The sequence below is a fragment of the Stenotrophomonas sp. YJH_SMC_120 genome (genome assembly GCF_059368675.1).
The window spans coordinates 137,237-163,428 of record NZ_JCAFRY010000003.1 but is presented as its reverse complement, the minus strand read 5'-3'; the positions used below and the strand labels follow the sequence as shown (position 1 = coordinate 163,428).

Annotated in this window: 27 protein-coding genes; 11 read left to right on the top strand and 16 right to left on the bottom strand. The window is 67.5% G+C overall.

Going from position 1 to position 26,192, the window contains the following annotated elements:
• Nucleotides 1–76: 76 nt before the first annotated feature.
• Entirely contained in the window at nucleotides 77–430 is a 354-nt protein-coding gene (locus AC5P60_RS06805; RefSeq protein ID WP_005411542.1) for a hypothetical protein, read from the bottom strand.
• Between the two features lie 3 nt (nucleotides 431–433).
• Nucleotides 434–1,279: a shikimate dehydrogenase gene (aroE, locus tag AC5P60_RS06800; protein ID WP_033833778.1), complete on the bottom strand. Its 846-nt coding sequence runs from the start codon at nucleotides 1,277–1,279 to the stop codon at nucleotides 434–436.
• A gap of 48 nt (nucleotides 1,280–1,327) precedes the next feature.
• On the opposite strand from aroE, the gene AC5P60_RS06795 reads away from it, so the two are divergent.
• On the top strand, nucleotides 1,328–2,191 hold the full coding sequence (locus AC5P60_RS06795; RefSeq protein ID WP_049403673.1) for a TolB-like translocation protein: 864 nt from the start codon (nucleotides 1,328–1,330) through the stop codon (nucleotides 2,189–2,191).
• 83 nt (nucleotides 2,192–2,274) lie between these two features.
• Here AC5P60_RS06795 and AC5P60_RS06790 read toward each other — a convergent pair whose 3' ends face one another.
• The 4 genes from AC5P60_RS06790 to AC5P60_RS06775 all read right to left on the bottom strand — a co-directional run bounded on the left by AC5P60_RS06790 (nucleotide 2,275) and on the right by AC5P60_RS06775 (nucleotide 4,874).
• Entirely contained in the window at nucleotides 2,275–2,544 is a 270-nt protein-coding gene (locus AC5P60_RS06790) for a hypothetical protein (protein ID WP_005411545.1), read from the bottom strand.
• Between the two features lie 32 nt (nucleotides 2,545–2,576).
• On the bottom strand, nucleotides 2,577–3,566 hold the full coding sequence (gene hemB, locus AC5P60_RS06785; RefSeq protein ID WP_005414824.1) for a porphobilinogen synthase: 990 nt from the start codon (nucleotides 3,564–3,566) through the stop codon (nucleotides 2,577–2,579).
• Nucleotides 3,567–3,585: 19 nt separating this feature from the next.
• Entirely contained in the window at nucleotides 3,586–4,503 is a 918-nt protein-coding gene (locus AC5P60_RS06780; protein ID WP_033833780.1) for a bestrophin family protein, read from the bottom strand.
• A 122-nt stretch (nucleotides 4,504–4,625) separates the two neighbouring features.
• Nucleotides 4,626–4,874, bottom strand: coding sequence for a hypothetical protein (locus AC5P60_RS06775; protein WP_005411548.1), 249 nt, complete (start codon nucleotides 4,872–4,874; stop codon nucleotides 4,626–4,628).
• Between the two features lie 184 nt (nucleotides 4,875–5,058).
• Here AC5P60_RS06775 and AC5P60_RS06770 point away from each other — a divergent pair, with 184 nt between their 5' ends.
• On the top strand, nucleotides 5,059–5,523 hold the full coding sequence (locus tag AC5P60_RS06770; protein ID WP_033833781.1) for a YbjQ family protein: 465 nt from the start codon (nucleotides 5,059–5,061) through the stop codon (nucleotides 5,521–5,523).
• A gap of 135 nt (nucleotides 5,524–5,658) precedes the next feature.
• Here the strand turns inward: AC5P60_RS06770 and AC5P60_RS06765 are convergent, their stop codons facing one another.
• The 4 genes from AC5P60_RS06765 to AC5P60_RS06750 form a co-directional block, all read right to left on the bottom strand.
• Nucleotides 5,659–7,458, bottom strand: coding sequence for a DUF885 domain-containing protein (locus AC5P60_RS06765; protein WP_053451615.1), 1,800 nt, complete (start codon nucleotides 7,456–7,458; stop codon nucleotides 5,659–5,661).
• A 252-nt stretch (nucleotides 7,459–7,710) separates the two neighbouring features.
• Nucleotides 7,711–8,226 (bottom strand): cytochrome c oxidase assembly factor Coa1 family protein, encoded by a 516-nt coding sequence (locus AC5P60_RS06760; protein ID WP_059035819.1) that lies wholly within the window; start codon nucleotides 8,224–8,226, stop codon nucleotides 7,711–7,713.
• A 25-nt stretch (nucleotides 8,227–8,251) separates the two neighbouring features.
• Nucleotides 8,252–10,477: a S9 family peptidase gene (locus tag AC5P60_RS06755; RefSeq protein ID WP_049453562.1), complete on the bottom strand. Its 2,226-nt coding sequence runs from the start codon at nucleotides 10,475–10,477 to the stop codon at nucleotides 8,252–8,254.
• A 162-nt stretch (nucleotides 10,478–10,639) separates the two neighbouring features.
• On the bottom strand, nucleotides 10,640–11,329 hold the full coding sequence (locus AC5P60_RS06750) for a glutathione binding-like protein (RefSeq protein WP_049453560.1): 690 nt from the start codon (nucleotides 11,327–11,329) through the stop codon (nucleotides 10,640–10,642).
• A 112-nt stretch (nucleotides 11,330–11,441) separates the two neighbouring features.
• Here AC5P60_RS06750 and AC5P60_RS06745 point away from each other — a divergent pair, with 112 nt between their 5' ends.
• Together AC5P60_RS06745 and AC5P60_RS06740 are read left to right on the top strand one after the other, a co-directional pair.
• Entirely contained in the window at nucleotides 11,442–12,062 is a 621-nt protein-coding gene (locus AC5P60_RS06745) for a TIGR00645 family protein (protein ID WP_005411554.1), read from the top strand.
• A 202-nt stretch (nucleotides 12,063–12,264) separates the two neighbouring features.
• A complete protein-coding gene (locus AC5P60_RS06740; RefSeq protein ID WP_005414830.1) occupies nucleotides 12,265–13,269 on the top strand; it encodes an energy transducer TonB in 1,005 nt (334 codons plus the stop codon).
• 82 nt (nucleotides 13,270–13,351) lie between these two features.
• Here AC5P60_RS06740 and AC5P60_RS06735 read toward each other — a convergent pair whose 3' ends face one another.
• Nucleotides 13,352–13,606: a hypothetical protein gene (locus tag AC5P60_RS06735; protein ID WP_033833784.1), complete on the bottom strand. Its 255-nt coding sequence runs from the start codon at nucleotides 13,604–13,606 to the stop codon at nucleotides 13,352–13,354.
• 77 nt (nucleotides 13,607–13,683) lie between these two features.
• Here AC5P60_RS06735 and AC5P60_RS06730 point away from each other — a divergent pair, with 77 nt between their 5' ends.
• Nucleotides 13,684–14,481: a helix-turn-helix domain-containing protein gene (locus AC5P60_RS06730; RefSeq protein WP_088470161.1), complete on the top strand. Its 798-nt coding sequence runs from the start codon at nucleotides 13,684–13,686 to the stop codon at nucleotides 14,479–14,481.
• A 100-nt stretch (nucleotides 14,482–14,581) separates the two neighbouring features.
• Nucleotides 14,582–15,280, top strand: coding sequence for a transposase (locus AC5P60_RS06725; RefSeq protein ID WP_049452968.1), 699 nt, complete (start codon nucleotides 14,582–14,584; stop codon nucleotides 15,278–15,280).
• Between the two features lie 33 nt (nucleotides 15,281–15,313).
• Here AC5P60_RS06725 and AC5P60_RS06720 read toward each other — a convergent pair whose 3' ends face one another.
• From AC5P60_RS06720 to AC5P60_RS06705, 4 genes are all read right to left on the bottom strand, one after another.
• Nucleotides 15,314–16,498: an ABC transporter permease gene (locus AC5P60_RS06720; RefSeq protein ID WP_033833787.1), complete on the bottom strand. Its 1,185-nt coding sequence runs from the start codon at nucleotides 16,496–16,498 to the stop codon at nucleotides 15,314–15,316.
• Nucleotides 16,495–17,241 carry an ABC transporter ATP-binding protein gene (locus AC5P60_RS06715; RefSeq protein ID WP_005411560.1) on the bottom strand — a complete coding sequence of 249 codons (747 nt, stop codon included), beginning with the start codon at nucleotides 17,239–17,241 and terminating at the stop codon, nucleotides 16,495–16,497. The genes AC5P60_RS06720 and AC5P60_RS06715 overlap by 4 nt, the downstream gene beginning before the upstream one ends.
• On the bottom strand, nucleotides 17,238–18,764 hold the full coding sequence (locus AC5P60_RS06710; RefSeq protein WP_043034476.1) for an alpha/beta hydrolase: 1,527 nt from the start codon (nucleotides 18,762–18,764) through the stop codon (nucleotides 17,238–17,240). The genes AC5P60_RS06715 and AC5P60_RS06710 overlap by 4 nt, the downstream gene beginning before the upstream one ends.
• A 68-nt stretch (nucleotides 18,765–18,832) precedes the next feature.
• Nucleotides 18,833–20,035, bottom strand: coding sequence for a GGDEF domain-containing protein (locus AC5P60_RS06705; RefSeq protein WP_057501015.1), 1,203 nt, complete (start codon nucleotides 20,033–20,035; stop codon nucleotides 18,833–18,835).
• 154 nt (nucleotides 20,036–20,189) lie between these two features.
• Here AC5P60_RS06705 and AC5P60_RS06700 point away from each other — a divergent pair, with 154 nt between their 5' ends.
• The 3 genes from AC5P60_RS06700 (at nucleotide 20,190) to AC5P60_RS06690 (ending at nucleotide 23,428) form a co-directional block, all read left to right on the top strand.
• Complete coding sequence (locus AC5P60_RS06700; RefSeq protein ID WP_049452976.1) at nucleotides 20,190–20,717, top strand: DUF1203 domain-containing protein; 528 nt, start codon at nucleotides 20,190–20,192, stop codon at nucleotides 20,715–20,717.
• A gap of 190 nt (nucleotides 20,718–20,907) precedes the next feature.
• A complete protein-coding gene (locus AC5P60_RS06695) occupies nucleotides 20,908–22,080 on the top strand; it encodes a lytic polysaccharide monooxygenase (protein WP_495201717.1) in 1,173 nt (390 codons plus the stop codon).
• Between the two features lie 178 nt (nucleotides 22,081–22,258).
• Nucleotides 22,259–23,428: a lytic polysaccharide monooxygenase gene (locus AC5P60_RS06690; RefSeq protein WP_005411565.1), complete on the top strand. Its 1,170-nt coding sequence runs from the start codon at nucleotides 22,259–22,261 to the stop codon at nucleotides 23,426–23,428.
• A gap of 113 nt (nucleotides 23,429–23,541) precedes the next feature.
• Here the strand turns inward: AC5P60_RS06690 and AC5P60_RS06685 are convergent, their stop codons facing one another.
• On the bottom strand, nucleotides 23,542–24,291 hold the full coding sequence (locus tag AC5P60_RS06685; RefSeq protein ID WP_242899064.1) for a ferredoxin--NADP reductase: 750 nt from the start codon (nucleotides 24,289–24,291) through the stop codon (nucleotides 23,542–23,544).
• A gap of 84 nt (nucleotides 24,292–24,375) precedes the next feature.
• Between AC5P60_RS06685 and AC5P60_RS06680 the strand changes: the two genes are divergently transcribed.
• Nucleotides 24,376–25,344 carry an ABC transporter ATP-binding protein gene (locus AC5P60_RS06680; protein WP_005411567.1) on the top strand — a complete coding sequence of 323 codons (969 nt, stop codon included), beginning with the start codon at nucleotides 24,376–24,378 and terminating at the stop codon, nucleotides 25,342–25,344.
• Nucleotides 25,341–26,132 carry an ABC transporter permease gene (locus AC5P60_RS06675; RefSeq protein ID WP_005411568.1) on the top strand — a complete coding sequence of 264 codons (792 nt, stop codon included), beginning with the start codon at nucleotides 25,341–25,343 and terminating at the stop codon, nucleotides 26,130–26,132. Before AC5P60_RS06680 ends, AC5P60_RS06675 begins: the two co-directional genes overlap by 4 nt.
• Nucleotides 26,133–26,192: the final 60 nt, after the last annotated feature.

Below are 26,192 nucleotides of genomic sequence, written 5' to 3'. Positions count from 1 at the left end.
CGCCCGCTGGCGGTCCCGGTCCAATGGCCGGACCATCCAAGGGGCAGATACGCCGGGCATGGCCCGGCGCGACCGGTCAGGCGGCCGGGAGCGTACGGGTACGCAGCAGGCGCACCAGCGCCCACACCACCAGCACCACACCGATGGCCTCGACCATCGCCAGCGCGAAATGCAGCACGCCGAGGATGGCACTCAAGCTCGACACGGCACTGAAATCACCGCTGCGGACCATCCACATCGGCAGGATGCCCGCCGCCATGCCGCCGAGGCTGGCCAGCAGCAACAGCAGCAGGCCGACCAGGGCACCGGTGCGGGTGGCATCGCGCGGTGCGCCGACCACCCAGACCAGGCCCACGCACAGCGCGATCAGCACCGGCAGGCGCACGCCCACCATGCTCAGCACCGTGACCAGCAGGGTTGTGCCGTCCATCGATCAGTCCTCGCCGGCCAGCACGGCCGAGCCCTGGCGCAGCGACTGGTAGACCTCGTCGGTCTGCGGGCGCACACCGTGCCACTGCAGGAAACTCTCAGCGGCCTGCTCGACCAGCATGCCCAGGCCATCGACCGTATTGCGGCACTCTGCGGCGCGCGCCCAGGCCAGGAAGGCGATCGCCGCTTCGCCGTAGTTGAGGTCGACGGCGGTGGTCATCGAGTTGACCAGCGACAGCGGCAGCTTGAACTCGACGTCGCGGTCGCGGCCGGCCGAGGTGGCGTTGACGATCAGTTCGAAGTCACCCAGATCACGCAGGTCTTCCCAGTAGCGGCTGATCGCGCGACCCGGCTCACCCATCGCATCGATCAGTTCATCGGCGCGTTCCGGTGTGCGGTTGACCACCACCAGCTCGGTGATGCCGGCATCAAGCAGCGCCGGGGCGACGCTGCGCGCGGAGCCACCGGCACCGATCAGCAACATGCGGCGGCCACGCAGGTCCAGGCCATGGCGGTCGGTCAGGTCACGCACCAGGCCGATGCCGTCGGTGGTGTCGCCATGCCAGCGGTCGCCCTTGCGCAGCAGCGTGTTGACCGAACCGGCGCGGCGCGCGCGTGCGGTCAGGGTGGTGCACACCGAGAACGCGGCCTCCTTGTGCGGCGAGGTGACGTTGGCGCCGACACCGCCGTCGGCGGCGAAGGCCTCCAGGCCGGCCAGGAACGCCTCCGGGGCCAGGTCGATCGCGCGGTAATCCACCGCGATGCCTTCCTGGCGACCGAACGTCGCGTGGATCTGCGGCGACTTCGAGTGGGCAACGGGGTGTCCGAAGACGGCGTAACGGTCGGTCATGGAATCCTCAAGCTAGCTAGACTGATGCTCTTTCGTGCACGGACCCGGATGATGCGCATCACCCCGCCCCTGCTGGTGCTTGCCGCCAGTCTACTCTCTGCCCCCGTGGCGATGGCGTTGAACGAGTACGGCATCGAAGGCATGGGCGTGGTCTCGACCCGCGCCGACGAGGGCCGCGCCACGATCAGTGCCGATGGCCGGCGCATCGTCTTCGCCCGCCGCGGCGAAGCCGGCTGGGGCCTGTGGGAGGCGCGCGTGGTCGATGGCCGCTGGCAGCAGGCGCAGGCCCTGCCGGTAGGCGTGGCCGGCGAGGCCCGCGATCCCTACTTCAGCCGCGACGGCCGCTGGCTGTTGTTCGCCGCCGGCCGCGAAGGCGCGCTGGCGCTGTACCGGGCTGCGGTGGAAGCAGATGGCCGGCTGGGCAAGGCGCACCCCATGGCCGGCGACGGTGGACGCCACGAAGAGCGCGGGCCGGCCCTGAGCGCGGACGGCACGCGGCTGCTGTTTGCCCGCCAACAGGGCCGTGGCGCCGGCTGGAACCTGTTCGTGGCGACGCTGGATGCGCAGGGCATGCGCGGCCCGGCCACCGCATTGACAGCGTTGAACAGCGCCGACGACGAGACCGACGGCGACTGGCTGGGCAACGATGGCGCGGTGGTGTTCAGCCGCGGCAACGGCGCAACCGCACAGGTGTGGAGCAGCGGCTGCGCGTGGAGTGGCGCGCCCCTGCAACCGTTGGGACTGTCGTTCAACCAGACCGGCGGCTGGACCGGCGCGCCGGTGATCGACAACGCCAAGCCAGGCGAAATGATGGTGGCCAGCAGCGCGGCCAGGGCACCGCGTGCCGGTGGCGTGGACGTGTACCGGTTGGCGGTGCCGAAGGTGGCGGCGGTGGCCGGGTGCGTGCGGTAGATCCACGCCGCGCGTGGATGGCGCCCGCGATGGGGATCAGAGCCCTTTCCTGCGGAAAGGGATCCGACCCCGGGCATTGCCCGTCAGCGCGACAACACCTTGGCGCGCAACTGCTCGTACTCCATCTCGCTCAGCTGGCCATTGTCCTTGCGCTGGTTCAGCGCGGCCAGCTCGGCCTGCACGCTGTCCGGCAGGGCCTGCTCACGGGCCACGTGGCGGGCGGCGGAGAGCTGCTCCGGTGGGCGCTTGCCCGCGCGCCAGGCGGCGATGAAGACACCGACGATGATGGCGCCGAACACCAGCGTGCCGGTGCCCCAGATCAGCCATTGCATCCATCCCAGTTCGGGTCCCATCGCGCAGTCCTCCGTCTATCGTGGCGCTATTGTCAGCGCTCGCGCAGCCATCGCGCCACCTGCGGCGCGAAATAGGTCAGCACGCCATCGGCACCGGCCCGCTTGAAGCCCAGCAGCGACTCCAGCACGCAGGCGCGCTCGTCCAGCCAGCCGTTGGCGAAGGCGGCCTTCATCATCGCGTACTCGCCACTGACCTGATAGGCGAAGGTCGGCACACCGAATTTTTCCTTCACCCGGCGCACCAGGTCCAGGTACGGCATGCCCGGCTTGACCATCACCATGTCGGCGCCCTCTTCCAGGTCCAGCGCGATCTCGCGCAGGGCTTCGTCGCCGTTGGCCGGGTCCATCTGGTAGGTCTTCTTGTCGGCCTTGCCGAGGCTGGCCGCGCTGCCCACCGCATCACGGAACGGACCGTAGAACGCCGAGGCGTACTTGGCCGAGTAAGCCATGATGCGCACGTTGACGTGGTTGTCGGCATCCAGCGCACGGCGGATCGCGCCGATGCGGCCATCCATCATGTCCGACGGCGAAACGATGTCGACGCCGGCTTCGGCATGCGATACCGACTGCTTGACCAGCGCTTCGACGGTGATGTCGTTCAGCACATAGCCCTTGTCATCGATGATGCCGTCCTGGCCGTGGGTGGTGTACGGGTCCAGCGCCACGTCGGTCATCACCCCCAGTTCCGGGAAGCGCGACTTCAGCGCGCGGATCGCGCGTTGCGCCAGGCCGTCCTCGGCCCACGCCGCCGATGCATCCAGCGATTTCAGCGACGGGTCGATCACCGGGAACAGGTCGATCACCGGAATGCCCAGCTCCAGCGCCTCTTCGGCCACCTTCAGCAGTTCTTCGATCGACAGCCGCTCCACGCCCGGCATCGACGGCACTGCGGTGCGGCCGGCCAGTTCGTGCACGAACACCGGGTAGATCAGGTCATCGGTGGTCAGCGTGTTCTCGCGCATCAGGCGGCGCGAGAACTCGTCGTGGCGCATGCGGCGCGGGCGGTACAGCGGGTGGGACATGGCAGGCTCCGAGGAGTGGCTATTGCAACAGGTAGCCCTGCGGCAGCAGGGGTTCGGGCAACGGGCGTTCGCCGAGCGCATCGAGCTGGTCGATCTCGATCGTGCGCACCAGCGCGTCCAGCGGCAGATCGTTCGGCTCAAGGCCGAAGGGGTCTTCCATTTCTTCGCCCAGCTGGTCCAGGCCGAAGAAGGCATAGGCCAGCACCGCCGACAGCACCGGCGTTCCCCAGCCCAGCGAACTGGCCAGGCCGAACGGCAGCAGCACGCAGAACATCCACGCGCAGCGGTGCAGCAGCAGGGTGTAGGCGAACGGCAGCGGCGTGGTGAGGATGCGCTCGCAGCCGGCCTGGATCGACGACATCGCGTGCAGGCGCTCTTCCAGCTGGGTGTAGAGGATGGGCTCGAGCTGGCCGGCGCGCAGCGCATGCGCCAGTTCGGCCGCGATCATCGCCAGCAGTGCATCGGGCACGTTCTCGCGCTGGCCCAGCTGTTCGCGCTGGCGCTTGTCCAGCCACGGCAGTGCTGCCAGGGCGACGATGCGACCACGCAGTCGCGCCGCCAGCGCATGGGCGAACGCGGTGGTGAGGTAGGCGACGCGACGACGACGGCCCGCGTCGTCGGCAAGCAGCAGGTTTACCTGGCGCGCCAGCGAACGCGATTCGTAGATCAGCTGGCCCCACAGCTTGCGTCCTTCCCACCAGCGGTCGTAGCAGGCGCTGTTGCGGAAGCTGAGGAAGATCGACAGCACCAGGCCAAGCAGGGTGAACGGGGTCACCGACACGCGTTCGATGCCGGTGGGGGGCGCCAGTTCGACCACCGCAGCCACGGCGATGGACAGGATCAGGATGGCCAGCACCTTCGGCGCGATCGCTTTGACGATCGAACCGCGCAGGATGTACAGCAGTTGCCAGCCGTGGGGACGGGGTCGGATGATCATGGGGCAGCCGCGCGGGGCGCGGATTCACAGGCACGCGGGGGGCTCGCGCAGCCATTCATTGTACGCCCCCGCCCGGCCATCGGCCGTGTGCCTGCGACGCCCTGTCGCACCCGGGACCGGGCTCAGACCACGCCGCCGCCCAGGCCAAGACGCAGGATGCCGACCACCACCACGATACCGTTCAGGACCAACCCGGCCCACGCCCGGCCACGCTTGCTCGGGTGGGTGAACAGGATGCCCAGCGCGGCGATCACCGCACCGACCGCGGCGAACGGGATCAGGAACCAGTTGCCCCAGCCCAGCAGCGGAATCAACGCCAGGATCATCCACAACAGCGCCAATACGCCCCACAACAGACTGATCACACCCATGCCGCTCTCCCGCAGTTGGTTCCTGGCCCCACCATAATCGTTCCCGTTGCCGCCGCCTACTGCCATTGGCGGGGCTGTCACCCGGCCCGTGCTAGCGTGCTGTCGTGCGTGCCCCGGCCCGGGTGTTGGCGCCGATTCAGAGTGGCCCGCCGATCATCGCAACCAGTCCTGCAGGGGAAGTGCCATGAACATCCGTTGGGCCGCGTTGGCGGCCATGCTGCTGGTCGCCGCCGGCTGTGCCAGCACCTCCAAGGTGATGCTGGGCCGCGCGCGCGCACCGATCGATCCGGCGCTGGTGCAGATCTATTCGACGCCACCGGCCGGCTCCCAGGAAATCGCCCAGCTGGAATCGTCTTCCGCCGTCGGCTTCGGCACCCAGGGCCAGACCGACGCCGCCGTGGCCCGCCTGAAGCGTGAAGCCGCAGCGCTGGGCGCCAACGGCGTGGTGCTGATGGGCGTGGGCAGCAGCGGTTCGCCGGTAGGCATGTCGGTGGGCGCGGGCACGTTCGGCTCGCACGTCGGTGGTGGCGTCGGCATCGGGATTCCGACCACGCAGAAGCGCGCCGCAGGCGTCGCGATCTGGGTGCCGAATCCGGCACCGCCGGCGCGGTTGCCGACACAGGTGATCACGCCGCAACCGCAGCGGTGACGCGGCACTACCGCTGCAACCGACGCATCGCTCTGGTGGGTGCCAACCTTGGTTGGCACGACCCCACAGCGCCGACCAAGGTCGGCATCTACCCACACCGGTTGCCGGCCAGCGGCCGGCACTACCCGGTGATGCTCAGCGCTTGTACTTCGGCACGAACACCTTGTTCACTGCGTCAGCCAGCTGGTCCGGCGGCAGCAGGCCCTGGTCGAGCAGGAAGTTGTTGAACGCCAGGCGGTCGAACTTCGCACCCAGCGCCAGTTCCGTCTGCATGCGCAGTTCCAGGATGCGGGTGTAGCCGTAGAAGTAGCTACCTGCCTGGCCCGGCATCCGCACCATGTAGCGGTCCAGTTCCTGGGTGGCCATCGCCTTGGACAGGCCGACCTGCTCCATCAGCACGCGCTCGCCGTTGGCACGGTCGGTCAGGCCGAGGTTGAGCATCGGGTCGAGCATCGCGCGCGCGGCGCGCAGCAGGCGGAACTGCAGGGCGATCATCTGCCCGTCCAGCGGCTCGTACGGCACCATCTCGGCTTCGGCGTACAGCGCCCAGCCTTCCACGTTCACCGAATTGAACGCGAACATGGTGCGTGCCAGCGACACACCACGCTCGACCATCGCGGTGAACTGCAGCTCGTGGCCGGGGCGGCCTTCATGCGCGCTCAGCGTCCATGCTGCCGCACCGAAGTTGAAGTCGTCGTACTGCGCGCCCGGGCCCGCTGCCGGGTTGCCCAGCGGCAGCACGAAGGTGCCCTGCTGCCCGGTGTTGTTGACCAGCGGGGCCGGCAGGAAGTGCGGAGCCGGGCTGGCCGCACTCTCGGCGGCCGAGCCCAGGCGCATCTGCATGGCGCGCTTGGGCACGTCGACGATGGCGTGCTCGCGGATCAGCGGATCGATCGCATCGATCACCTTGCGATAGTGACCTTCCAGATGGTCGTCGGCGATCTTGTCGGCCTTCAGCGCGCGGATCACCGCCACCGGATCGCTCGGGACGGCCACCTTCAGCCCCTTCTCCTTCACCACCAGCGGTGCCAGCTGCTGCATCGCCGAGCGGGTTTCCATGAACTCCAGCTGCGCGCGCTGCATCAGCAGCTTCGGGTCGATGTCGATGCCGACCTGCTTGAGCTGGTAGGCGTACAACGGCGCCGGCAGGCGTGCGTCGGCACGTGACTTCGGCAGTACCTCCTTGCGGGTCCAGGCGGCGTAGTCCTTCATCTGCCCGGCCAGCGCCTTCATTGCTTCATCGGCGCCGGCAATCTGGTACTTCTTCAGCAGCGACTCGATACCGGTGATGTAGGTCTCGACGTTGTCCAGCGATTGCTGCACTTCAATCTTCGTCGGCTGCAACAGGCTGCTGTCCTTCAGCCGTTCCTCGTAGCGCTGGCGCGCCAGCGTGGTGAAGGCGGTGCCGCCCGGCTGCAGGCCGGCATAGGCCTTGAGGCGGTCGACCGCCTTGGCCCGGCGCTCGACCGGCACCTGGTCGGACAGCAGCAGGTTGAGGCCGCTGAACACGGTCTGCGGCGCATCGCTCCACGGCAGCAGGTACTTCTCGTTGAGCTCGCTGCCTTCGATGTTCTGGCTGGCGGCGTGGATCATGATCTCCAGGTCCTGGCGGACATTGGGATCCTTCTCGACGGCCAGCTTTGCCTTCAGTTCGTCACGTGCCTTGGCCATGGCAGCGCGGTAGCGCTTGCCGTTGTCCGGGCCGAGATCGGCCACCTTGTCGTCGTAGCCGGGCACGCCGAAGAAGCCGGTTTCCTCCGGCTGGAACGGGCCCTGGGCGTCCAGCAGAATCTGCGCCAGCGCATTGCTGCGGGCGACCCAGGCCGGGCTGGCCGGGGTGGCGGCCTTGGCGGAGGGTGCCGCCAGCGCCGGTGGTGCGGACAGCAGCGGTGCGGCAGTCAGGGCCAGGGCAACGGCGAGCGCAATCGGCTTCATGGGACACTCCAGCAAAGGGTTGCCCGCACCCTACGCGCTCACGGCGATGGCGACAATCGGCGGGAAGTCATGGCGGGCTGGTTGTGCAGCCGGGCTCCGCGGAAACCTGGCGGGGGTAGAGTCGACTGTCAGTCGACCATCGCGCGCAGCGCGGGGGTTTTCGCTGTCTGGTCTAAGAGCAGTCGACTGGCAGTCGACTCTACCCGGTCGACTCTATCCAGTCGGCGTCCCGCAGTCGCCTGCGCCCGGAGGTCAGAGCACGGCGGTCAGCGGGCATTCGCCGCGATCACGGCAGGCCTTCAGCTCGCACTCCTGCGCGGCCTCGTCGTCATCCAGCGCCGTCAGGTCGAAGGTCTGCTTGTCCTCGCCCAACACGTACATCACCGGGTAGTCCCACACGTCATCGCGACGGATACCCTGCACGAACAACCGTCCGTGCGCATGCGGTCCTTCCAGGGCTACGGTCAGGCCGACATCACGCTGGCCGTTGATCGCAGTCTGCATGCTGCCCAGCGGCATCGACTCGATGTTCAACGGCTCACCGAACGCTTCCACCAGTTCAATACTGCAGCCCGCGCGTCGCAGCGCCTCGCGCATCGGCGGGCTCTCGCGTGCCGCCTCGCTCCAGCGCAGCACGCTCCAGGTCACCACACCCCCTGCACCACCCAGCACCAGCACCACCATCAACGGCATCGCCCAGCGCCAGTGGCGGCACCACCAACCGGCGGATGCGGGGTCATGGGCGGGAATCGGCGGTGGCAGGGTCATCGGCGGGCTCCTTCCCGTTGCTGGATCAGGGCTTGAGGCAACGTCCCAGGAAGGCTTCGGCCACGCGGTAGCGATGCAGGGCATCGGCGCCGGACAGGCCATGCTTGGCACCCGGGTAGGTCATCAGCTCGAACGGCTGTGCACGCTTCTGCAACGCGCTCATCAGGCTGGTCGAATTGGTGAACAACACGTTGTCGTCGGCCATGCCGTGGATCAGCAGCAGCGACGAGCGCAGGCCATCGATATGGGTCAGCACGCGCGCTTCGCGGTAACCCGCTTCATTGCGCGCCGGCAGGTCCATGTAGCGTTCGGTGTAATGGCTGTCGTACAGGCCCCAGTCGGTCACCGGCGCACCGGCCACGCCACAGGCGTACTGGTTCGAAGCCTTGGCCAGCAGCATCAGGGTCATGTAGCCGCCGTTGGACCAGCCCTGCACGCCGATGCGCGCCGGGTCCACCCATGGCTGCTGCTTCAGCCAGGCCACGCCGCGCAGCTGGTCGGTCACTTCCACCGTGCCCTGCTTGCCATACAGCGCACCACCGAAGTCGCGGCCACGGCGCGGGGTGCCACGGTTGTCCAGCGAGAACACCACGTAGCCCTGCTGGGCCAGGTACTGGTTGAACAGGTGGTCGCCACGGCCGGGCCAGCTGTCGGTGACGGTCTGGCTGGCCGGGCCACCATAGACGTACACGGCCACCGGGTAGCGCTTGGACGGATCGAAGCCGGCCGGCTTGATCAGGCTGTAGTTCAGCGGGGTCTTGCCGTCGGCAGCCATCAACGTGCCGAACTCCACCGGGCGCTGCGCATCGCGGTAGCGCGCATACGGATGCTTGGGATCGGCCAGGTCGTTCTCGAGCAGGGTGGCGATCTTCTCGCCATTGGCGCGGAACAGTTCGATCTGCGGCGGCGTGGTGCTGTTGGACCAGCTGTCCACGTAGACGCTGGCGTTGCGGGCGAAGCTGGCGCTGTGCATGCCCGGCGCCTTCGACAGGCGCTGCGGCTCACCGCCCTGCAGCGACACCGCGTAGATCTGGCTTTCGCGCGAGGTCTCGATGCCGGCGCGGAAGTAGGCCTTGCCGGCCTTTTCATCGACCGCCAGCAGCTCATCCACCGGCCAGTTGCCGTGGGTCAGCGCGGTGGCCTTGCCCTTGCTGTCGATGCGGTACAGGTGCTGGAAGCCGGTGCGTTCGGACGACCACAGCACGCTGCCATCGTCCAGGAAACGCAGGCTGTTGTGCAGCGGCACCCAGGTCGGGCTGGTTTCGTGGGCGAGCACGCGCTGGCGGTTGGAGTCAAGTGCCACTTCCACCAGGTCCAGCTGCTTCTGGTCACGCGACTGGCGCTGGAAGCTCAGGTGCTGCGCATCGCGCCAGTCCACGCGGGCCAGGTAGATGTCCTGTTCCTTGCCGAGGTCGACCCAGCGCGGCTGCGCATCGGCGGTCGGTGCGATCACGCCCAGCTGCACGCGCACGTTGGCGTCGCCGGCGGCCGGGTAACGCTGTTCGATAACATCGGTGCGGTCGGCATAGACCTCGTAGCGCTTCTGCACCGGTACCGGGGATTCGTCGATGCGGGCAAAGGCAATCGCCGAATCGTCCGGCGCCCACCAGTAACCGGTGTGGCGATCCATTTCCTCGTCGGCGACGAACTCGGCAACGCCGTTGCCGATGGTGGTGCTGCCGTCGCGGGTCAGCTGCAGCTGCCTGCCGCTGGCCAGGTCGATCACCCACAGGTTGCGGCCGCGGATGAAGCTGACGAAGCCGCCCTTGGGCGACAGCTTGGCGTCGGTGGCGAAGCCTTCACCATGGGTCAGCTGGCGCACCGCCGCCTGGCCCTGCTGCTTGAGGTCGTACAGGTACAGCTCGCCGCCCAGCGGGAACAGCAGGCGCTGCGCGTCCGGCGACCACTGGTAATCGACGATGCCGGTCATCGCGGCGATGCGCTGGCGCTCGCGGCGGGCCTTCTCCTCGTCGCTGAGGGTCTCGGTGCCGGGCAGCACCACCTTGGAATCAACCAGCAACCGGGTCTGGCCACTGTCGATGTCGTAGGTCCACAGGTCCAGCTGGTTGCGGTCGCTGTCCTTGCCGCGCAGGAAGCTGACCTGCGAACCGTCGGGCGCCACCTTCGGCTTCATCAGGGTCGGGCCGGACAACGGCAACGGGCCGGTGATGGCTTCCAGGGTCAGCTTTTCAGCGTGGGCGGCGGTACTGGTGGCGAGCATGAGGGCGAGCGAAGCGAACAGGTGGCGCATGGAGGATCCCGGCAAACGGCAGGTCCGCCCCCGCGATGGACGCGGAGCGGTCGTCCCCCATCCTAACCAAGCCTGTGCGGGAAGGCAGCATGACCTTCTGCCCATGCCGCGGTGCTGGGGTCGGAGCCCTTCGCGCTGCAAAGGGATCCGACCCCGAGGCGGTCAGCGCTGGCCGAACAGGTGCTTGCGCTCCTCGTCGCTGAGCGGCTTGCCGGCGTTGGGGTTCACCTGCTGGCGCAGGGCATAGGCGCGCTGGGTGGCCGGGCGTGCGGCAATGGCTTCATGCCAGCGCTTGAGGTTCGGGAACGCGGTGAAATCCACCGGCAGCTTGTCGTAGGCGCCGATCCACGGGTAGCTGGCCATGTCGGCGATGGTGTACTCGTCGCCGGCCAGGAAGGCGTGCTGGGCCAGGCGCTTGTCCACCACCCCGTGCAGGCGGCGCACTTCGTTGTCATAGCGCTCGATGGCATACGGGATCTTTTCAGGCGCGTATACGTTGAAGTGGCCCATCTGGCCGCTCATCGGGCCCAGGCCGGCCATCTGCCAGAACAGCCACTCCAGGGTGGTGACGCGGCCGCGGGGGTCGCTGGGCAGGAAGCGGCCGGTCTTCTCGGCCAGGTACAGCAGGATCGCGCCGGACTCGAACACGCTCTGGGGAGCACCGCCATCGGCCGGGGCCTGGTCGACGATGGCCGGCATCTTGTTGTTCGGCGAGATCGCCAGGAATTCCGGCTTGAACTGGTCGCCCGAGCCGATGTTGACCGGGTGGATGCGGTATTCCAGGCCGGTTTCTTCCAGCAGCAGGGTCACTTTGTGGCCGTTCGGGGTGGGCCAGTAATACAGGTCGATCATGGCGGCGGCTCGGGGTGCGGAAAGGAACCTGAAGTCTAGTGCGTGAGTTGGGTTGGCACCGTCATGGCGGGCCGGTAACCTCGCCTCTCCCCCGCAACGCAGCATCCCTCGCATGAGTGCAAACCGCCCGCCGCTCTCCCCCTTGTCCACGCTGATCTTCGCCTCGCGCTGGCTGCAGCTGCCGCTGTACCTGGGCCTGATCGTGGCGCAGTGCGTCTACGTGTTCCTGTTCGGCAAGGAACTGTGGCACCTGATCTCGCACTCGGTGTCGATGGGCGAGCAGCAGATCATGCTGATCGTGCTGGGCCTGATCGACGTGGTGATGATCTCCAACCTGCTGGTGATGGTGATCGTCGGCGGCTACGAGACCTTCGTCTCGCGCCTGCGCCTGGAAGGCCACCCGGACCAGCCGGAATGGCTGAGCCACGTCAATGCCAGCGTGCTGAAGGTGAAACTGGCGATGGCGATCATCGGCATCTCCTCGATCCACCTGCTGAAGACCTTCATCGCCAGCGGTGCGCTGGGCGGCATCCCGCTGTGCACGCCGGAGCAGATGAGCGTGGCCGCTGCCAACATCGGTGTCGCCCGCTGCTCGATGCTGACCCAGGATGGCGTGCTGTGGCAGACCATCATCCACTGCGTGTTCATCCTGTCGGCGATCGGCATCGCCTGGACCGACAAGCTGATGTCCAACAGCCACAGCAAGTCGCACGACAAGGCACACGACCACTGAGGTCGCCGCCGCCAGCGGCTTGACCGCCGCTGCCCCATTCCGGCCACCGTCCCTTGTGCGCGGCGGTGGCCGGGATGCTAGATTGCACCCTCGCCGTTGCCGGCGGTGGCGTCGGGAAACGTCACCCTGCCGCGCCCGGACCGCAGGTCCCGGCCATGCGTATCAATGATTTACGTCACGTCGTCTTCTAGAGGGGAGCAGGATGTCGCACGTCTCAACGATCACCGCCGCGCGCCGGTGGCTGCCGGTTGCCCTGGCACTGGCACTGGCCGCCTGCTCGGGCAAGGAAGAATCCGCAGCGCCTGCTGCCGCCACGGCGCCTGCCGCTGCCGCACCCGCCGCACCGGCGGTTGCTGCCAAGGTGCAGTCCATGGGCACCGAGCAGCTGCGCGAGTCGGCCAGCCAGGCGCTGCGCGAGAACCGCATGTATGCACCGGCCGGCGACAACGCCATCGAGTACTACCTCGCCCTGCGTGACAAGACGCCGGACGACGCCTCGGTGAAGAGCGCACTGACCGACCTGCTGCCGTACACCCTGATCGCCGCCGAGCAACACCTGGGCCGCGAGGACTACACCGAAGCGCAGCGCCTGGTGGCACTGATCGAGAAGGTGGATGCATCCGCGCCGGCCCTGCCGCGCCTGAAGGACGGCCTGGCCAAGGGCGTGCAGAACGCAGCCAAGCGCACCGAAGCGGAAGCCGAGAAGGCCAAGAAGGACGCCGAGGACCGCAGCAAGCAGCAGACCGAGCAGCAGCGCCTGAGCGAGCAGCGCGCCAAGGAAGCCGACGCCGCCAAGCAGATTGCCGCGCAGCAGGATGCCGCGCGCCGCGACAACGAGCGCCAGGAAGCCGAGCGCCAGGCCGCCGCCCGCCGCGAGGCCGAGCAGAAGCAGCAGCAGGCTGCCGCCCAGCAGGCCAGCGCCGCACGCCAGGCCGCCGCACCGGCAGCGCCCACCCTGCGCCCGGTCAGCACACCGGCGCCGCGCTATCCGGGCGAAGCGCTGCGTTCGGGAACCTCCGGCGAAGTGCTGGTGGAGATCACCGTCGGCACTGACGGCTCGGTGGTGAACGCTCGCGTGCTGCGCGCGACGCCGGGACGCGTGTTCGACCGTGAAGCCCTGAACGCGGTCAAGCGTTGGCGCTTCGAGCCGGTCAGCGCGCCGGTGACCACCCGCCGTACGCTGGTGTTCGCGCCGGGCAACAACTGAACGAAAAAGGGGACGGAGGGGATTAAGTCGTTTCTGCCCCTGCAATGACGCCAAGGCCCGGCATGTCCGGGCCTTGTCCGTTTCAGGCCGCTCCATCGATCAGTCGTTGCAGTGCCGGATCGCGCGCCGTCAGTACCTGGAACAGGCCCAGCGCGTGCAGGCCCGGCAGCAGCGCACGCAGATCGGCTTCGGCAGTGGCACGCCTGGCGGGATCGCTGGCGGGATCCTGCCAGTCACGGACGCTGGCCAGGAAGGCGCCGACACTGCCCTTGCGCACGGTGAGGCCGTTCACCTGCACGTCGTTCTGATGGTCGGAAAGAATGTCCTGTGGCTGCATGGCGAAGCGCTCCGTTGAGGTGGGCTCCAGTGTCGGGGCACGGACGCGACGTTTCTGCCGTATAACTGCCAATCGATATGGCAGATCAGACAACCGCCGCATTGCTCGACCCCGCGCTGGCCGATGCCACCGATGGACCGGCGGTGCTGGCGGCCCGGCTGCGCCAGCTCGGCAAGCGTCGCACGGCCCGCCACCGGCATGCGCGTGGGCAGCTGCTGGGTGCGTACCAGGGGCTGCTGCGGATCGCCGCCGACGACCTGCACTGGCTGCTGCCCGCAGGTCACGTCGCCTGGATACCGCCCTTGCTGCCCCACGCGCTGCTGGGCGCAGACGGGTTCAATGGCTGGAGCCTGTACTTCAACGCCGAGGCCTGCCTGGGTCTGCCCGCCACACCACGCATCTTCCAGCCCAATGCGCTGCTGCAGGCGGCGACAGCACGTGCGCTGCAATGGCCCCATGCGCCACTGGATGCTGCGCAGGCACGCCTGGCCGGCGTGATCGCCGATGAGATTGCCGCCAGCACGCCGCTGCCGCTGGCCCTGCCACAGCCGCGTGACCGGCGCCTGGGCCGGATCGCCGCCGCGCTGGCTCGCGCGCCGCACGACAACCGCAGCGTCGAGGACTGGGCCGCCAGCAGTGGCCTGTCCGGCCGCAGCCTGGCCCGCCACTGGCTGGCCGAGACCGGCATGACGCTGAGCCAGTGGCGGCAACGCCTGCGGGTGCTGCTGGCGCTGCCACGCCTGCTGTCCGGCGAGCCGGTGATCAGCGTCGCGCTGTCGATGGGGTACGACACGCCTAGTTCATTCATCGCCGTGTTCAAGCGCGAGATGGGGGTGACGCCTGCGCGGTATGGAAAAGGGGACGGAGGGGATTAAGTCGCTTCTGCCCCCCCCCACGCCATCTCGCGGCATCGCCTGATGTCCTTCGAGGTCACGGAGGCGGCAGTCTGATGAATTCTTGAAGCCCTGAACTGCCATGCCTCGACAAGCGCGCCTGATGTTGGCCGAACAGCCGTACCACGTAACCCAGCGCGGTGTGAACAAGAGGGCGATCTTCGTTGACGATATCGACCGTCAGCTGTTTCTGCACCTGTTGCACAGCGCGTTCCTGAAGCATCAGGTCGCACTGCATGCCTACGTATTGATGGGCAATCACGTTCATCTGTTGGCCACACCTTCCACGCGTGTTGGCTTGGCGAATGCGATGCGGATGCAGGGCAACAACTATGTCCAGGCGTTCAATCAGCGGCATGAGCGCAGCGGACCGCTCTGGCAGGGCCGCTTCCATTCTTCGATGGTGGACAGCGACGCCTATCTGCTCAGCGTCTATCGCTACATCGAACTCAATCCGGTTCGTGCAGGCATGACTGCCGCCCCGGAAGATCACCCATGGTCGAGCGTGCATGGAAACCTGCAGCGGCGCCACGATCCGATGCTGACAGAACATCCCGCATTCCAGGCGCTCGCCCCGACCCAGCGACAGCGGGCAATGCTCTATGCGGAGTTTCTGCAGGACATGAACGCGTCCGCTGACCTGCCGGCAATCCGTGCGCACAGTGCCGGCCAGCATCCGTTGGGAAATGCAGCTTACCTGCGAATGGTGGAACAGACCCTGGGTCGCCCCGTGATGCTGCGCAAGCGGGGGCGCCCTCAGAAGAAGGGGGCGGGGGGTTAGAAACGACTTAATCCCCTCCGTCCCCTTTTACGGTCAGCCGGAGATGGCCAGGCGCTCGTTGTGGTAGCGACGCACGGCGGCGAACCACAGCACGGCGGCCAGGCCGAGGCTGGCGCCGAGGTAGATGGCCCAGACCGCGGGTGTGATGGTCTCGTGGCGGATCACCTTCAGCAGCATCTGGTTCTGCGACAGGAACGGCACGGCGTACTGCCACAGCTGGCTCTTCACCGGGTAGGCAATCAGCGCATAGCCCGGCAGCATCGGCAGCAGCATCAACCAGGTCATGTGGCTCTGCGCTTCCTTCATGCTCTTGGCCGCTGCGGCCAGGAAGGTCAGCAGCGAGGTGCCGATCAGCAGCATCGGCAGCATCACCAGCAGCATCTGCACCATCGCCATGATGTTCATGTTGAGCTGGCGGCCGATGTTACCGGGGGCGATCTGCGCGCTCACCTTGAACGCGGCCAGGGTCAACAGCAGCGAGGCAAAGCCGACCATGCAGGCGGCGGCGATCTTGCCGCTGACAATGGCACTGCGCGACCCCGGCGTGGCCAGCAGCGGCTCCAGCGACTGCCGCTCACGCTCGCCGGCGGTGGTGTCCATCACCAGGTAGGCACCACCGAGGAACGAGGTGAGGGTCAGCAGGATCGGCAACAACGCCGACAGCATCAGGCCACGCTTGGCTTCGGCACTGGCCATGTCCTGGCTGGCCACGTCCAGCGGCCGTGCGACCTGGGCGTCGACGCCCCGCGCCATCAGCCGCAGCGCCCCTACCTGCCCGTTGTACGTGGCCAACGCCGCCTGCAGGCGCGCAGTGGGCACCTCGGCGGCACGTCGTGTGCTGTCACTGATCACCTCCACCAGCGCCGGCTTGCCATCGGCCCAGTCCCTGCCGAAGTCCGGGCTGATGCGCAGCGCCACGTCGATGTCCTGCGAACGGATGGCCTCGGCCAGGTCCTTCGGCGCAGCAGCGGTATTCAGGCCCTGGGCAGCCAGGAAGCGCACCAGGTTCGGCGCATGTTCGGCGCCGATGGTGGGAATCTGCAGCGGCTGCTCGATCTGCGTGCGCACGCGGCTTTCGGACAGCTTGCCCATGCCCAGGATCAGCAGCGGGTACAGCAGCGGCCCGAACAGCAGCGTCAGCGCCAGCGTACGGCGGTCGCGCGACAGGTCACGCAGCTCCTTGCGCATCACCGTCATCAGGGTCGACATCATGCTCATGCGTGCAGGCCCTCTTCGCTGCCGATCAGTTTCACGAACGCATCCTCCAGGTTGGATTCGCCGGACTGCGCGCGCAGTTCATCGGCGCTGCCGGCGGCCATCACCGTGCCCTTGGCGATGATCACGATGTGATCGCACAGCGCGGCCACCTCCTGCATGATGTGGCTGGACAGGATCACGCAGCGGCCTTCTTCGCGCAGGCCCAGCAGGAAGCGGCGCAGTGCGCGGGTGGTCATCACGTCCAGGCCGTTGGTCGGTTCATCGAGAATGACGTTGCGCGGGTCGTGCACCAGTGCGCGGGCGATCGCGGTCTTGGTGCGCTGGCCCTGCGAGAAGCCATCGGTCTGGCGGTCGAGGATGTCCCCCATGTCCAGCGCGTGCGACAGCACCTCGATGCGCTCGCGGATGCGCTCGGCCGACAGGCCATGCAGTTCGCCGAAGTAGGCGATGTTCTCACGCGCGGTCAGGCGCTTGTAGACGCCACGCGCGTCGGGCAGCACGCCGAGATGGCGACGCACTTCCACCGGATTGCGCGCAGCATCGACACCATCGACGCTGATGCTGCCCTGGTCGGGGGTCATCAGCGTGTACAGCATGCGCATGGTGGTGGTCTTGCCAGCACCATTGGGCCCCAGCAGGCCGGTGATGCGGCCATCCTCGGCGCGGAAGCCGACGTTGGACACTGCCTGGATACGGCCGGTGCGGGTGTCGAAGGCCTTGTGCAGGTTGTCGGCGACGATCATGGTTCCCATCCGTTGAACGAGGTGAACGCCGGCACGTAGCTCAGCGTGTCCAGGCAGCCGGCATCCAGCGCCTTCGCATCGGTCGTGTCGATGAACTGGCCGAGCAGGCGCGGCATGCAGCCGGCGGTCAGCGTGCCGTGGCCCTGGCCACGGGCGACCAGCGCGCGTCCATTGGGCAGGCCCTTGAGGACCTGCTCGGCATAGCGCGGCGGGGTCACCGGGTCCAGTTCACCAGACAACAGCAGCGCCGGTACGTCACTGCGCAGCGGCACGGCATTGGCTGCCGGTGCCGGCCGGTGCGGCCATGCCGGGCAGGCGGCAAAGAACGAACGTGCCACGTCGTTGCCGAACAGGCGCCCGGGATCCTCGGCCGGCGCCTGGTAGCGCGGCGCGTCTTCGCTGCAGATCACCGACCAGTGCATGCCACGGTTGATCTGGAAATCCATGCTGCGGTTCGCACCGCGCGCCAGCGAGGCGAGCGGCGCGTAGCGGCCGTGCGCGGCTTCATCAAGAACCAGCGGCAGCAATGAGGCGTACTGGGGTACGTAGGAAAACGCAAAAGCCAGGCCCACCACGCTGTCCGGTGTCAGCACATCCTTCCGGGTGTCGTAGGTGCCGGGATCGCGATACTCGACCGGAACCGGTGCACGGCGCAGGGTCTCGACCACGCTGCGCAGCTGCGCACGGGTATCGGTCGGGAAGCGCCTGCTGCAGGCCGCGTCCTTGCGGCACTGCGCCGACTGCAGGGCGATCGCGTCTTCGAACGTCCTGGCGAAATCGCCGCCCACCACCAGCTCATTCGGCACCACGCCATCGATGACGATGCTGCGGGTGTGCTGTGGATAGGTACCCGCATAGCGCTGGGCCACGCGGGTGCCGTAGGACGCACCGATCAGATTGACCCGGTCCACGCCCAAGGCCTGGCGGACCGCGTCCAGGTCGGCAATGGCTTCGGTGGTGGTGTAGAAACGTGCGTCCGCACGTCCCTGCAGGGAAGCCGCGCATCGCTGGGCATAGTCGCGCAGCAAGGCCTCGGAGGGCGCCGCGTCCTCGTCCATCGGCAGTTCCTTTCCGTCCGCGCCGAGGCAGCTGAGCGGGTTGGAGCCGCCGGTGCCGCGCTGGTCGACCAGGAAGATGTCCCGCTGCTTGCGCACCTGGCGCAGCGCGGTATCGACAATGACGGCCACTTCGCTGGCGGCCTGGCCGGGGCCACCGGCCAGGAAGAACACCGGGTCGGGCTGGCTGGAGCCGCTGCTGCCCGACTCCAGCCAGGCGATGCGCAGGCCGATGCGCCGGCCAGCGGGCTGGGCCCGGTCCTCCGGCACCTGCAGGGTGGCGCACTGCGCTTCCACGTTGGCACTGGCACCTACCGTGGACAGCGTGCAGGGCTGGAAGTCGATCGTGCCGAAACGGCGGCTGGGTGCATCGCTGGCGCCTTCGGCGCCGGGTGACGGTGACTGGCTGCAACCGGCAAGCATCAGGCTGGCCAACACTGCGGCCAACGCGAGGTGGTGTCTTTGCATCGTGCTCGTTTCCCCTGGAGGACGTTCCTGGCAACCACGACGGGCTGCCGCGGAAGATGTGACTCAACTTACACGGGCACGGCGTCGTCGGCGATGGGCAGACGCGAAATCTCCGCCGGCGTAGCGCAGGTCAGGCGATCGCGGCCCGCGGCCTTGGCCCGGTACAGCGCCGTGTCCGCCGCTGCCAGCAGCGTGGACAGCTCGCCCTGGCCGTCGTCCATCGCCAGGCCGATGCTGGCAGTGAACGTCACCGGCCCGGTGGCCAGCCGCGCCGGCTTCTGCTGCAGGGCGGTACGGATCGTCGCAGCCCGCGCCATCGCTTCAGCCTGTGTGCTTCCGGCCAGAACCAGCACGAACTCCTCGCCACCATAGCGGCCCAGCAACGTGTCACGGCCCTGCAAACCGTGCTGCAGCAACGCAGCGAAGTGGCGCAGTACCTCGTCTCCGGCCAGATGGCCCCAGCGGTCGTTGATCTGCTTGAAGTGATCGACGTCGATCAGCAGCAGGGCCAGTGGCCGGCCCTGCCGGCGCAGCCGCTGCAACTGCACCTGGCCATCGGCCAGCACCGCGCTGCGGTTGAGCAGCCCGGTCAGGCCGTCTGTGCGCGCCGCACGCCGCAGATCGACCAGCATGCGTTCGACCAGCAGCAGCACCATCGCAAAGCATCGCGCCAGTTCCAGCATCACACCGGCAATGTAGGTGACGAACATCGGCGTGCCGGTGCGCATGATGTCCTCACCGGCATCGGGTGCCACCGGCAGGAACAGGCGCACCGCGTACAGAGCCGCCTCCGCCAGGAACACCACCGCCGCCAGACGGCAGCTGGTGCGCTGCTGCACGGGGGCATGCCGCAGCAGCAGCCACGCGATCCAGCCATCAACCAGCAGCGTGAACACACTGAACACCTGCAGGCGCACGCCCAGGTCCGGCCACAGCACCAGGAAGGCGAAGATGCAGGCCATGAACGCGGCCGCCATCAGCAACGGCCGCCACAGCGGCAGCGGTTGTTCCAGATGCAGCGCCACGCCGCGGAGCATCAGCAGCGCGCAGCCGGCCATCGCCGCATTCCCGGCCAGTATGGCCGGCGCCAACGGCAGGTAGGGTCGCAGCGCCAGCAGGGTCACGCCCAGGGTCAGCAGCCACAGGCTGGCGGTCCACAGGCGCAGCACCGGTTGCCCGCGCAACACCACCAGCAACAACGAGAACCCCACGGCAATGCCGATGCAGAGCAGGAAGCCAAGCACGGTGAGGGTGGGGAAATCCAGGGACATGCGACGCTCATCGGCTGGGGCGGCGCGCGCATCTTAGCGCCTTGTGCTGCGATCCCCGTGGCGCTGCCTGGCCCGATGGAGATGCGGGGTCCGAAAACGGCGAGCACGGCGGCCGCCGCATGCGCAGAATCCTCGGAAAACCAAGGAGACGCCCATGCATGCGTGGTACCTCGGTGGCATCGACCACCGCCCGTTCCTGCACCTGTTCGAGAAGAGCGACACCGCGCTGGCTGCGCTGGGCATCCGGCGTCGCTGGGCCGGCGAATCAGGAGGACACCCCTGCCGGATCAGCCTGAGCGATCCGCCCGGTGGCAGCGAGCTGCTGCTGTTGTCCCACGTGCACCTGCCCCTGCACTCGCCCTATCACGCTTCGGGCCCGATCTTCGTGCAGCGTGGCGTGACCCGCTGCGTGCTGCCGCCGGGCGAAGTACCCCCGTACGTGCAGCGCCGGATGATCTCGTTGCGCGCCTATGACCAGGCTGCATTGATGCTGGCCGCCGAGATCAGCGCAGGCACGGATGTCGGCGCTCGGCTGGACGCGCTGTTTGCCGACCCTGCCGTGGCCTTCGTGCAGCTGCACAACGCGGCCCACGGCTGCTTCTCGTGCCAGGCGGATCGCGTCGGCATGACACCGACATGGCCGGATCTCCACGACGTGATCGTTGCCACGCCGAACACGTGATCGCCAGCGCATCCGTTCAGGCCCACGTGAAGCCCGCGGGAAGGGCTTCACACCCACAGTCACGGATCAGCATTTCCATGGTTCCGCACCCGGCACCGCAACTCGATACTCGCCATGGTGCCGCCGAAAGTCCGCCGCGCAGCGCAACTCTGCGGTCACCGCTCTCTTTCGACGACCACAAGGAAGCGCCATGTCATTCCAATCCACACCGCTGCTGCTGGCCACCTCGTTCGCCGCTGCAGGCCTGTGCCTGGCCGGCAACGCGTTCGCCCACGGCACCATGACCACGCCGGTCAGCCGCGTCTATGCCTGTTTCCAGGGCAATCCGGAGAACCCGACCAACCCGGCCTGCGCTGCCGCGAAAGCGGTGGGCGGATCGCAGGCGTTCTACGACTGGAACGGCATCAACCAGGCCAACGCCAACGGCAACCATCAGGCGGTGGTGCCCGACGGCAAGCTGTGCAGCGGCAACAATCCCACCTTCCGCGGCCTGGACGTGAACCGCAGTGACTGGCAGACCACGCCGATCCACGCCGATGCCAATGGCAAGTTCACCTTCGTGTTCAAGGCAACCGCGCCGCACGCCACGCGCGACTGGCGCTTCTTCGTCACCCGCGACGGCTGGCAACCGGGCAGCCCGTTGCGTTGGGCAGACCTGCAGGAGTTCTGCACGCTGGGCAATACACCGCTCTCTGCCGATGGCACCTACAAGCTGCAGTGCACGCTGCCGCAGCGCACCGGCCAGCATGTGATCTACAACACCTGGCAGCGCTCGGATTCGACCGAAGCGTTCTACACCTGCATGGACGTACGCTTTGAAGGCGGCGGCGGTGGTACGGCGCCGGCACCGCAATGGCAGGATGCCGGCCCGGTCACCGCCCGCGGTGAATTGCCGGTCGGTACGACGCTGGCACTGCGCGTGTTCAATGCCAGCGGCAACGATGTCGAACGTGTGGAAGCGACGCTGGCCAGCGGCCAGACCTCGGCCGCGCAATGGCCCTTGGCGCTGGCCCGCAAGGTCAATGCCAGTGCCAGGCATGCGCGCGTGGGCGTGCTTGCCAATGGCGTGATCACGCCGTCGGCGTCGGCCACCGACAATCGCGTGTACCTGAAGGACGGCAACCGCTTCCAGCTCGATACCCAGGTGCCGGACCCGGGTACGCCATCGCCGGGTGGTGATTTCGACCACGTGTACCCGGCGGGCATCGGCAGCTATGTGCCGGGCCAGACCGCGGTGAAGAGCAGCGACGGCAAGCTGTATGCCTGCCGCCCGTTCCCGGAGGGTGCATGGTGCAACGTCAATGCCGAGGCCTACCGGCCGGGCGTGGGCGCGGCCTGGCGCGATGCGTGGATCGCGTACTGACGCAGTGATGTGGGAGGCGGTGCACATCACACCGCCTCCTGGCTCCCCTGCCGCGCAGTGGGGCGCGCGTTGCGGAAACAGAGGAACGCAGCAGCCTTTCAAACTTGTCTGATGGGCATATGGCGGCTACATGGGAAGACTCCGCGAGGTTTCCAACACTTCGCAAAGGAGTTCCTGCATGCACCTGTCCCATCGGGCCGTCCTCGCACTGTCCGCCGTTGTCGGCCTGGCACTGTCCGGCAACGCCTTCGCCCACGGCACGCTGTCCAAGCCGCTCAGCCGCGTGAAGCAGTGCCACGAGGGCAATCCGGAGAATCCGACCAACCCGGCCTGCGCCGCCGCCAAGGCCATCGGCGGCGCCCAGCCGTTCTACGACTGGGCCGGTGTCAACCAGGCCAACGCCAACGGCAACCATCAAGCGGTGGTTCCAGATGGCGAGTTGTGCAGCGGCGGCAACAGCAAGTACCGCGGCCTCGATCTGAACCGCAGTGACTGGCCGACCTCGCCGATCCGCGCCGATTCGCGCGGGCGCTACACCTTCGAGTTCAAGGCACCGGCCCCGCATGCTACCCGCGAGTGGAAGTTCTACGTCACCCGCGACGGCTGGCAGCCGGGCAGCCCGCTGCGCTGGGCCGACCTGCAGGAATTCTGCACGCTGGGCAACGTGCCGGTCTCCGGCGACGTCTACAAGCTGGATTGCCCGCTGCCCAAGCGCAGCGGCCAGCACATCATCTACAACACCTGGCAGCGCTCGGATTCCGGTGAAGCGTTCTATACCTGCGCGGACGTGCGCTTCGAAGGCGGCGGTGGCGTTGAACCGCCGCCGCAGTGGCAGGACGCCGGCCCGGTCACCGCCCGCGGTGCGTTGGAAGAAGGCACCACCCTGACGCTGCGCGTGTTCAACGCCCAGGGCAATGATCTGGAGCGTCCGGAGATCACCCTGGCGGCAGGCCAGACCGCTGCGAACCAGTGGCCGCTGGCGCTGGCCCGCAAGGTCAACGCCAGTGCACAGCAGGCGCGTGTGGGCGTGATGAGGAACGGCGTGATCACGCCGGTCGCCTCGGCCACCGAGAACCGCGTCTACCTGAAGCCGGGCAACCTGTTCCAGATCGATACCCGCCTGCCGGGCCCGGTGGATCCGGTAGATCCGCCGCCGGGTGACGACTACGACTTCGTGTATCCGGCCGGTATCGGCAGCTACACGCCGGGCGAAACCGTGGTCAAGGGCACCGACGGCAAGCTCTACGCCTGCCGGCCGTTCCCGGAGGGTGCGTGGTGCAACATCAACGCCGATGCCTATCGCCCGGGCACCGGTTTCGCCTGGCGCGATGCCTGGGTCGCGTACTGAGGCAGGGCACCGGGGGCGGCGTGGCGCCGCCTCCGGTTCTTGGAGTTGCCGGCCAGCGGCCGGCACTACCAGGGTTCGTGGGGCTGCCGGCCAGCGGCCGGCACTACCCTGACTTACTTGCTGCTGACGTACTTCTCGCGGCGGATCTGCGGGTTGCCCAGGCCGGCGGCCTTCAGCAGCTCGGTACAGGCATCGACCATGTCCGGGTTGCCGCACAGGTAAGCGATGTCGGTGGCCGGGTCCGGCGTGAAGCCGGCCAGCGCCTGCTGCACGTAGCCGTGCTGTACGTCCGGGTGCGGATCAGCCGGGAGTTCACGCGACAGGCACGGAACATAACGGAAGTTCGGGTGCTTTTCGGCGAAGCTGTAAAAATCTTCGTTGTACAGCAGTTCGCCCGGGCTGCGCGCGCCCTGCAACAGCACGATCTGCACACCGCGTTCGGCCATGGCCTTTTCCAGCAGCGGCAGCATCGAGCGGTACGGGGTAACGCCGGTACCGGTGGCGATCAGCAGGTAACGGGCGTTGTGGTCACCGGGATTCAGGCAGAACCGGCCATAGGGGCCGGACGCACTGATCTGGCCGCCCTGCTCCAGTGCCTCGAACAGGGCCGTGGCGGCGCCACCGGGCACGAAACTGACGGCGATATCCACCGCCTCGCCTGGGCCCAGCGCGTGGTCGTGGATGGTCGCCAGCGAGTAGCTGCGCTTGGTTTCGGTGCCGTCGGCGTAGCTGAAATGGACCTGGATGAACTGGCCGGGCTGGAAATCCAGCGGCTGCCCATCGTCACGCACGAACTGGTAGTGGCCGACGGTCGGGGCCAGCATGCGGCAGCCGACCAGCTTGAGGGGGAATTGAACAGGCACGACTTTTCGGGACAGTGTGTAGCCGGGGCAAGCCCTCGGGGTCTTCTATAATAGCCCCTCCCCGCCCCTCTCCAGCGCCAGCCCATGGGCGCGAAGGCTTCGAGCTTGGCATCCCAGAACGATACGGCGCCCGCCCTGCGCGTGCGCGACCTGCGCAAGACCTACGACAACGGCACCCAGGCCCTGAAGGGGGTTTCCCTGGAAGTGGCCCCGGGCGACTTCTTCGCCCTGCTCGGCCCCAATGGCGCCGGCAAGTCGACCCTGATCGGCATCATCAGCTCCCTGGTCAACCTCAGCGAGGGCCAGGTGGAAGTGTTCGGCAGCGACCTGGTGCGCAACCGCAGCGCCACCATGCGCCTGATCGGGCTGGTGCCTCAGGAAATCAACTTCAACCTGTTCGAGAAGCCCTTCGACATCCTGGTGAACTACGCCGGCTTCTATGGCGTACCGCGCGAGGAAGCCGAGCAGCGCGCCGAAGAGGAACTGAAGCGCGCGCACCTGTGGGAAAAGGCACAGGTAATGAGCCGCACGCTTTCCGGCGGCATGAAGCGCCGGCTGATGATCGCCCGCGCGATGATGACCCGCCCGCGCCTGCTGATCCTGGACGAGCCGACCGCCGGCGTGGACATCGAGATCCGCCGCGACATGTGGCGCGTGCTGAAGGAGATCAATGCCGCAGGCACCACGATCATCCTTACCACGCACTACCTGGAAGAAGCCGAGTACCTGTGCCGCCACCTGGCGATCATCAACCATGGCCAGATCGTCGAGCAGGGGCCGATGCGCACCCTGCTGGCCAAGCTGGACGTGGAGGGCTTCCTGCTGGACATCGACGGTGACCTGCCGGCACAGCTGCCGGTGATCGAAGGTGCGACGCTGACCGCGCCGGACCCGCACACGCTGGACATCGACATGCCGCGCGCAATGGACCTCAACCGCGTGTTCGCCACGCTCAACGAGGCCGGTATCCGCGTGCGTTCGATGCGTACCAAGAGCAACCGCCTGGAGGAGCTGTTCGTGCGCCTCACCGGCAACCTGGAGAAGCCTGCATGAGCACCACCGAGCTGACCGACGGCCAGCGCAACCGCATCGCGCTGATGACCATCGTGCGCCGCGAAGTCGCCCGCATCATGCGCATCTGGGGCCAGACCCTGGTGCCACCGGCGATCACCATGACCCTGTACTTCCTGATCTTCGGCAACCTGATCGGGTCGCGCGTGGGTGACATGGGCGGCTACACCTACATGCAGTTCATCGTGCCGGGCCTGGTGATGATGAGCGTGATCCAGAACAGCTACGGCAACATCAGTTCCTCGTTCTTTGGCGCCAAGTTCGGTCGCCACGTGGAAGAACTGCTGGTCAGCCCGATGCCGAACTGGGTGATCCTGTGGGGCTACGTGGCCGGCGCCGTGCTGCGCGGCCTGATGGTGGGCGTGATCGTGCTGATCATCGCGATGTTCTTCACCCCGGTGCGCATCCCGCACCCGCTGGTGATGCTGACCACGGTGATCCTGGGCGCGACGATCTTCTCGCTGGCCGGCTTCATCAACGCGGTGTATGCGAAGAAGTTCGATGACGTGGCGATCGTGCCGACCTTCATCCTGACCCCGCTGACCTACCTGGGTGGCGTGTTCTATTCGGTGAAGCTGCTGCCGGGCTGGGCCGAAGCGGCCACGCACGCCAACCCGATCTTCTACATGGTCAACGCGTTCCGCTATGGCCTGCTGGGCAGCAGCGATGTACCGCTGCCGGTGGCCTACGGCCTGATGATCGGTTTCGTGGTGGTGCTGACGGCGTTGGCGCTGTGGCTGCTGCGTCGCGGCGTGGGCATGCGCAGCTGAGTTTTGCCTGCAGGGCCTGCGGCCCTGCACCCGCTGAATCAACGTCAACGTCAAGTTCAA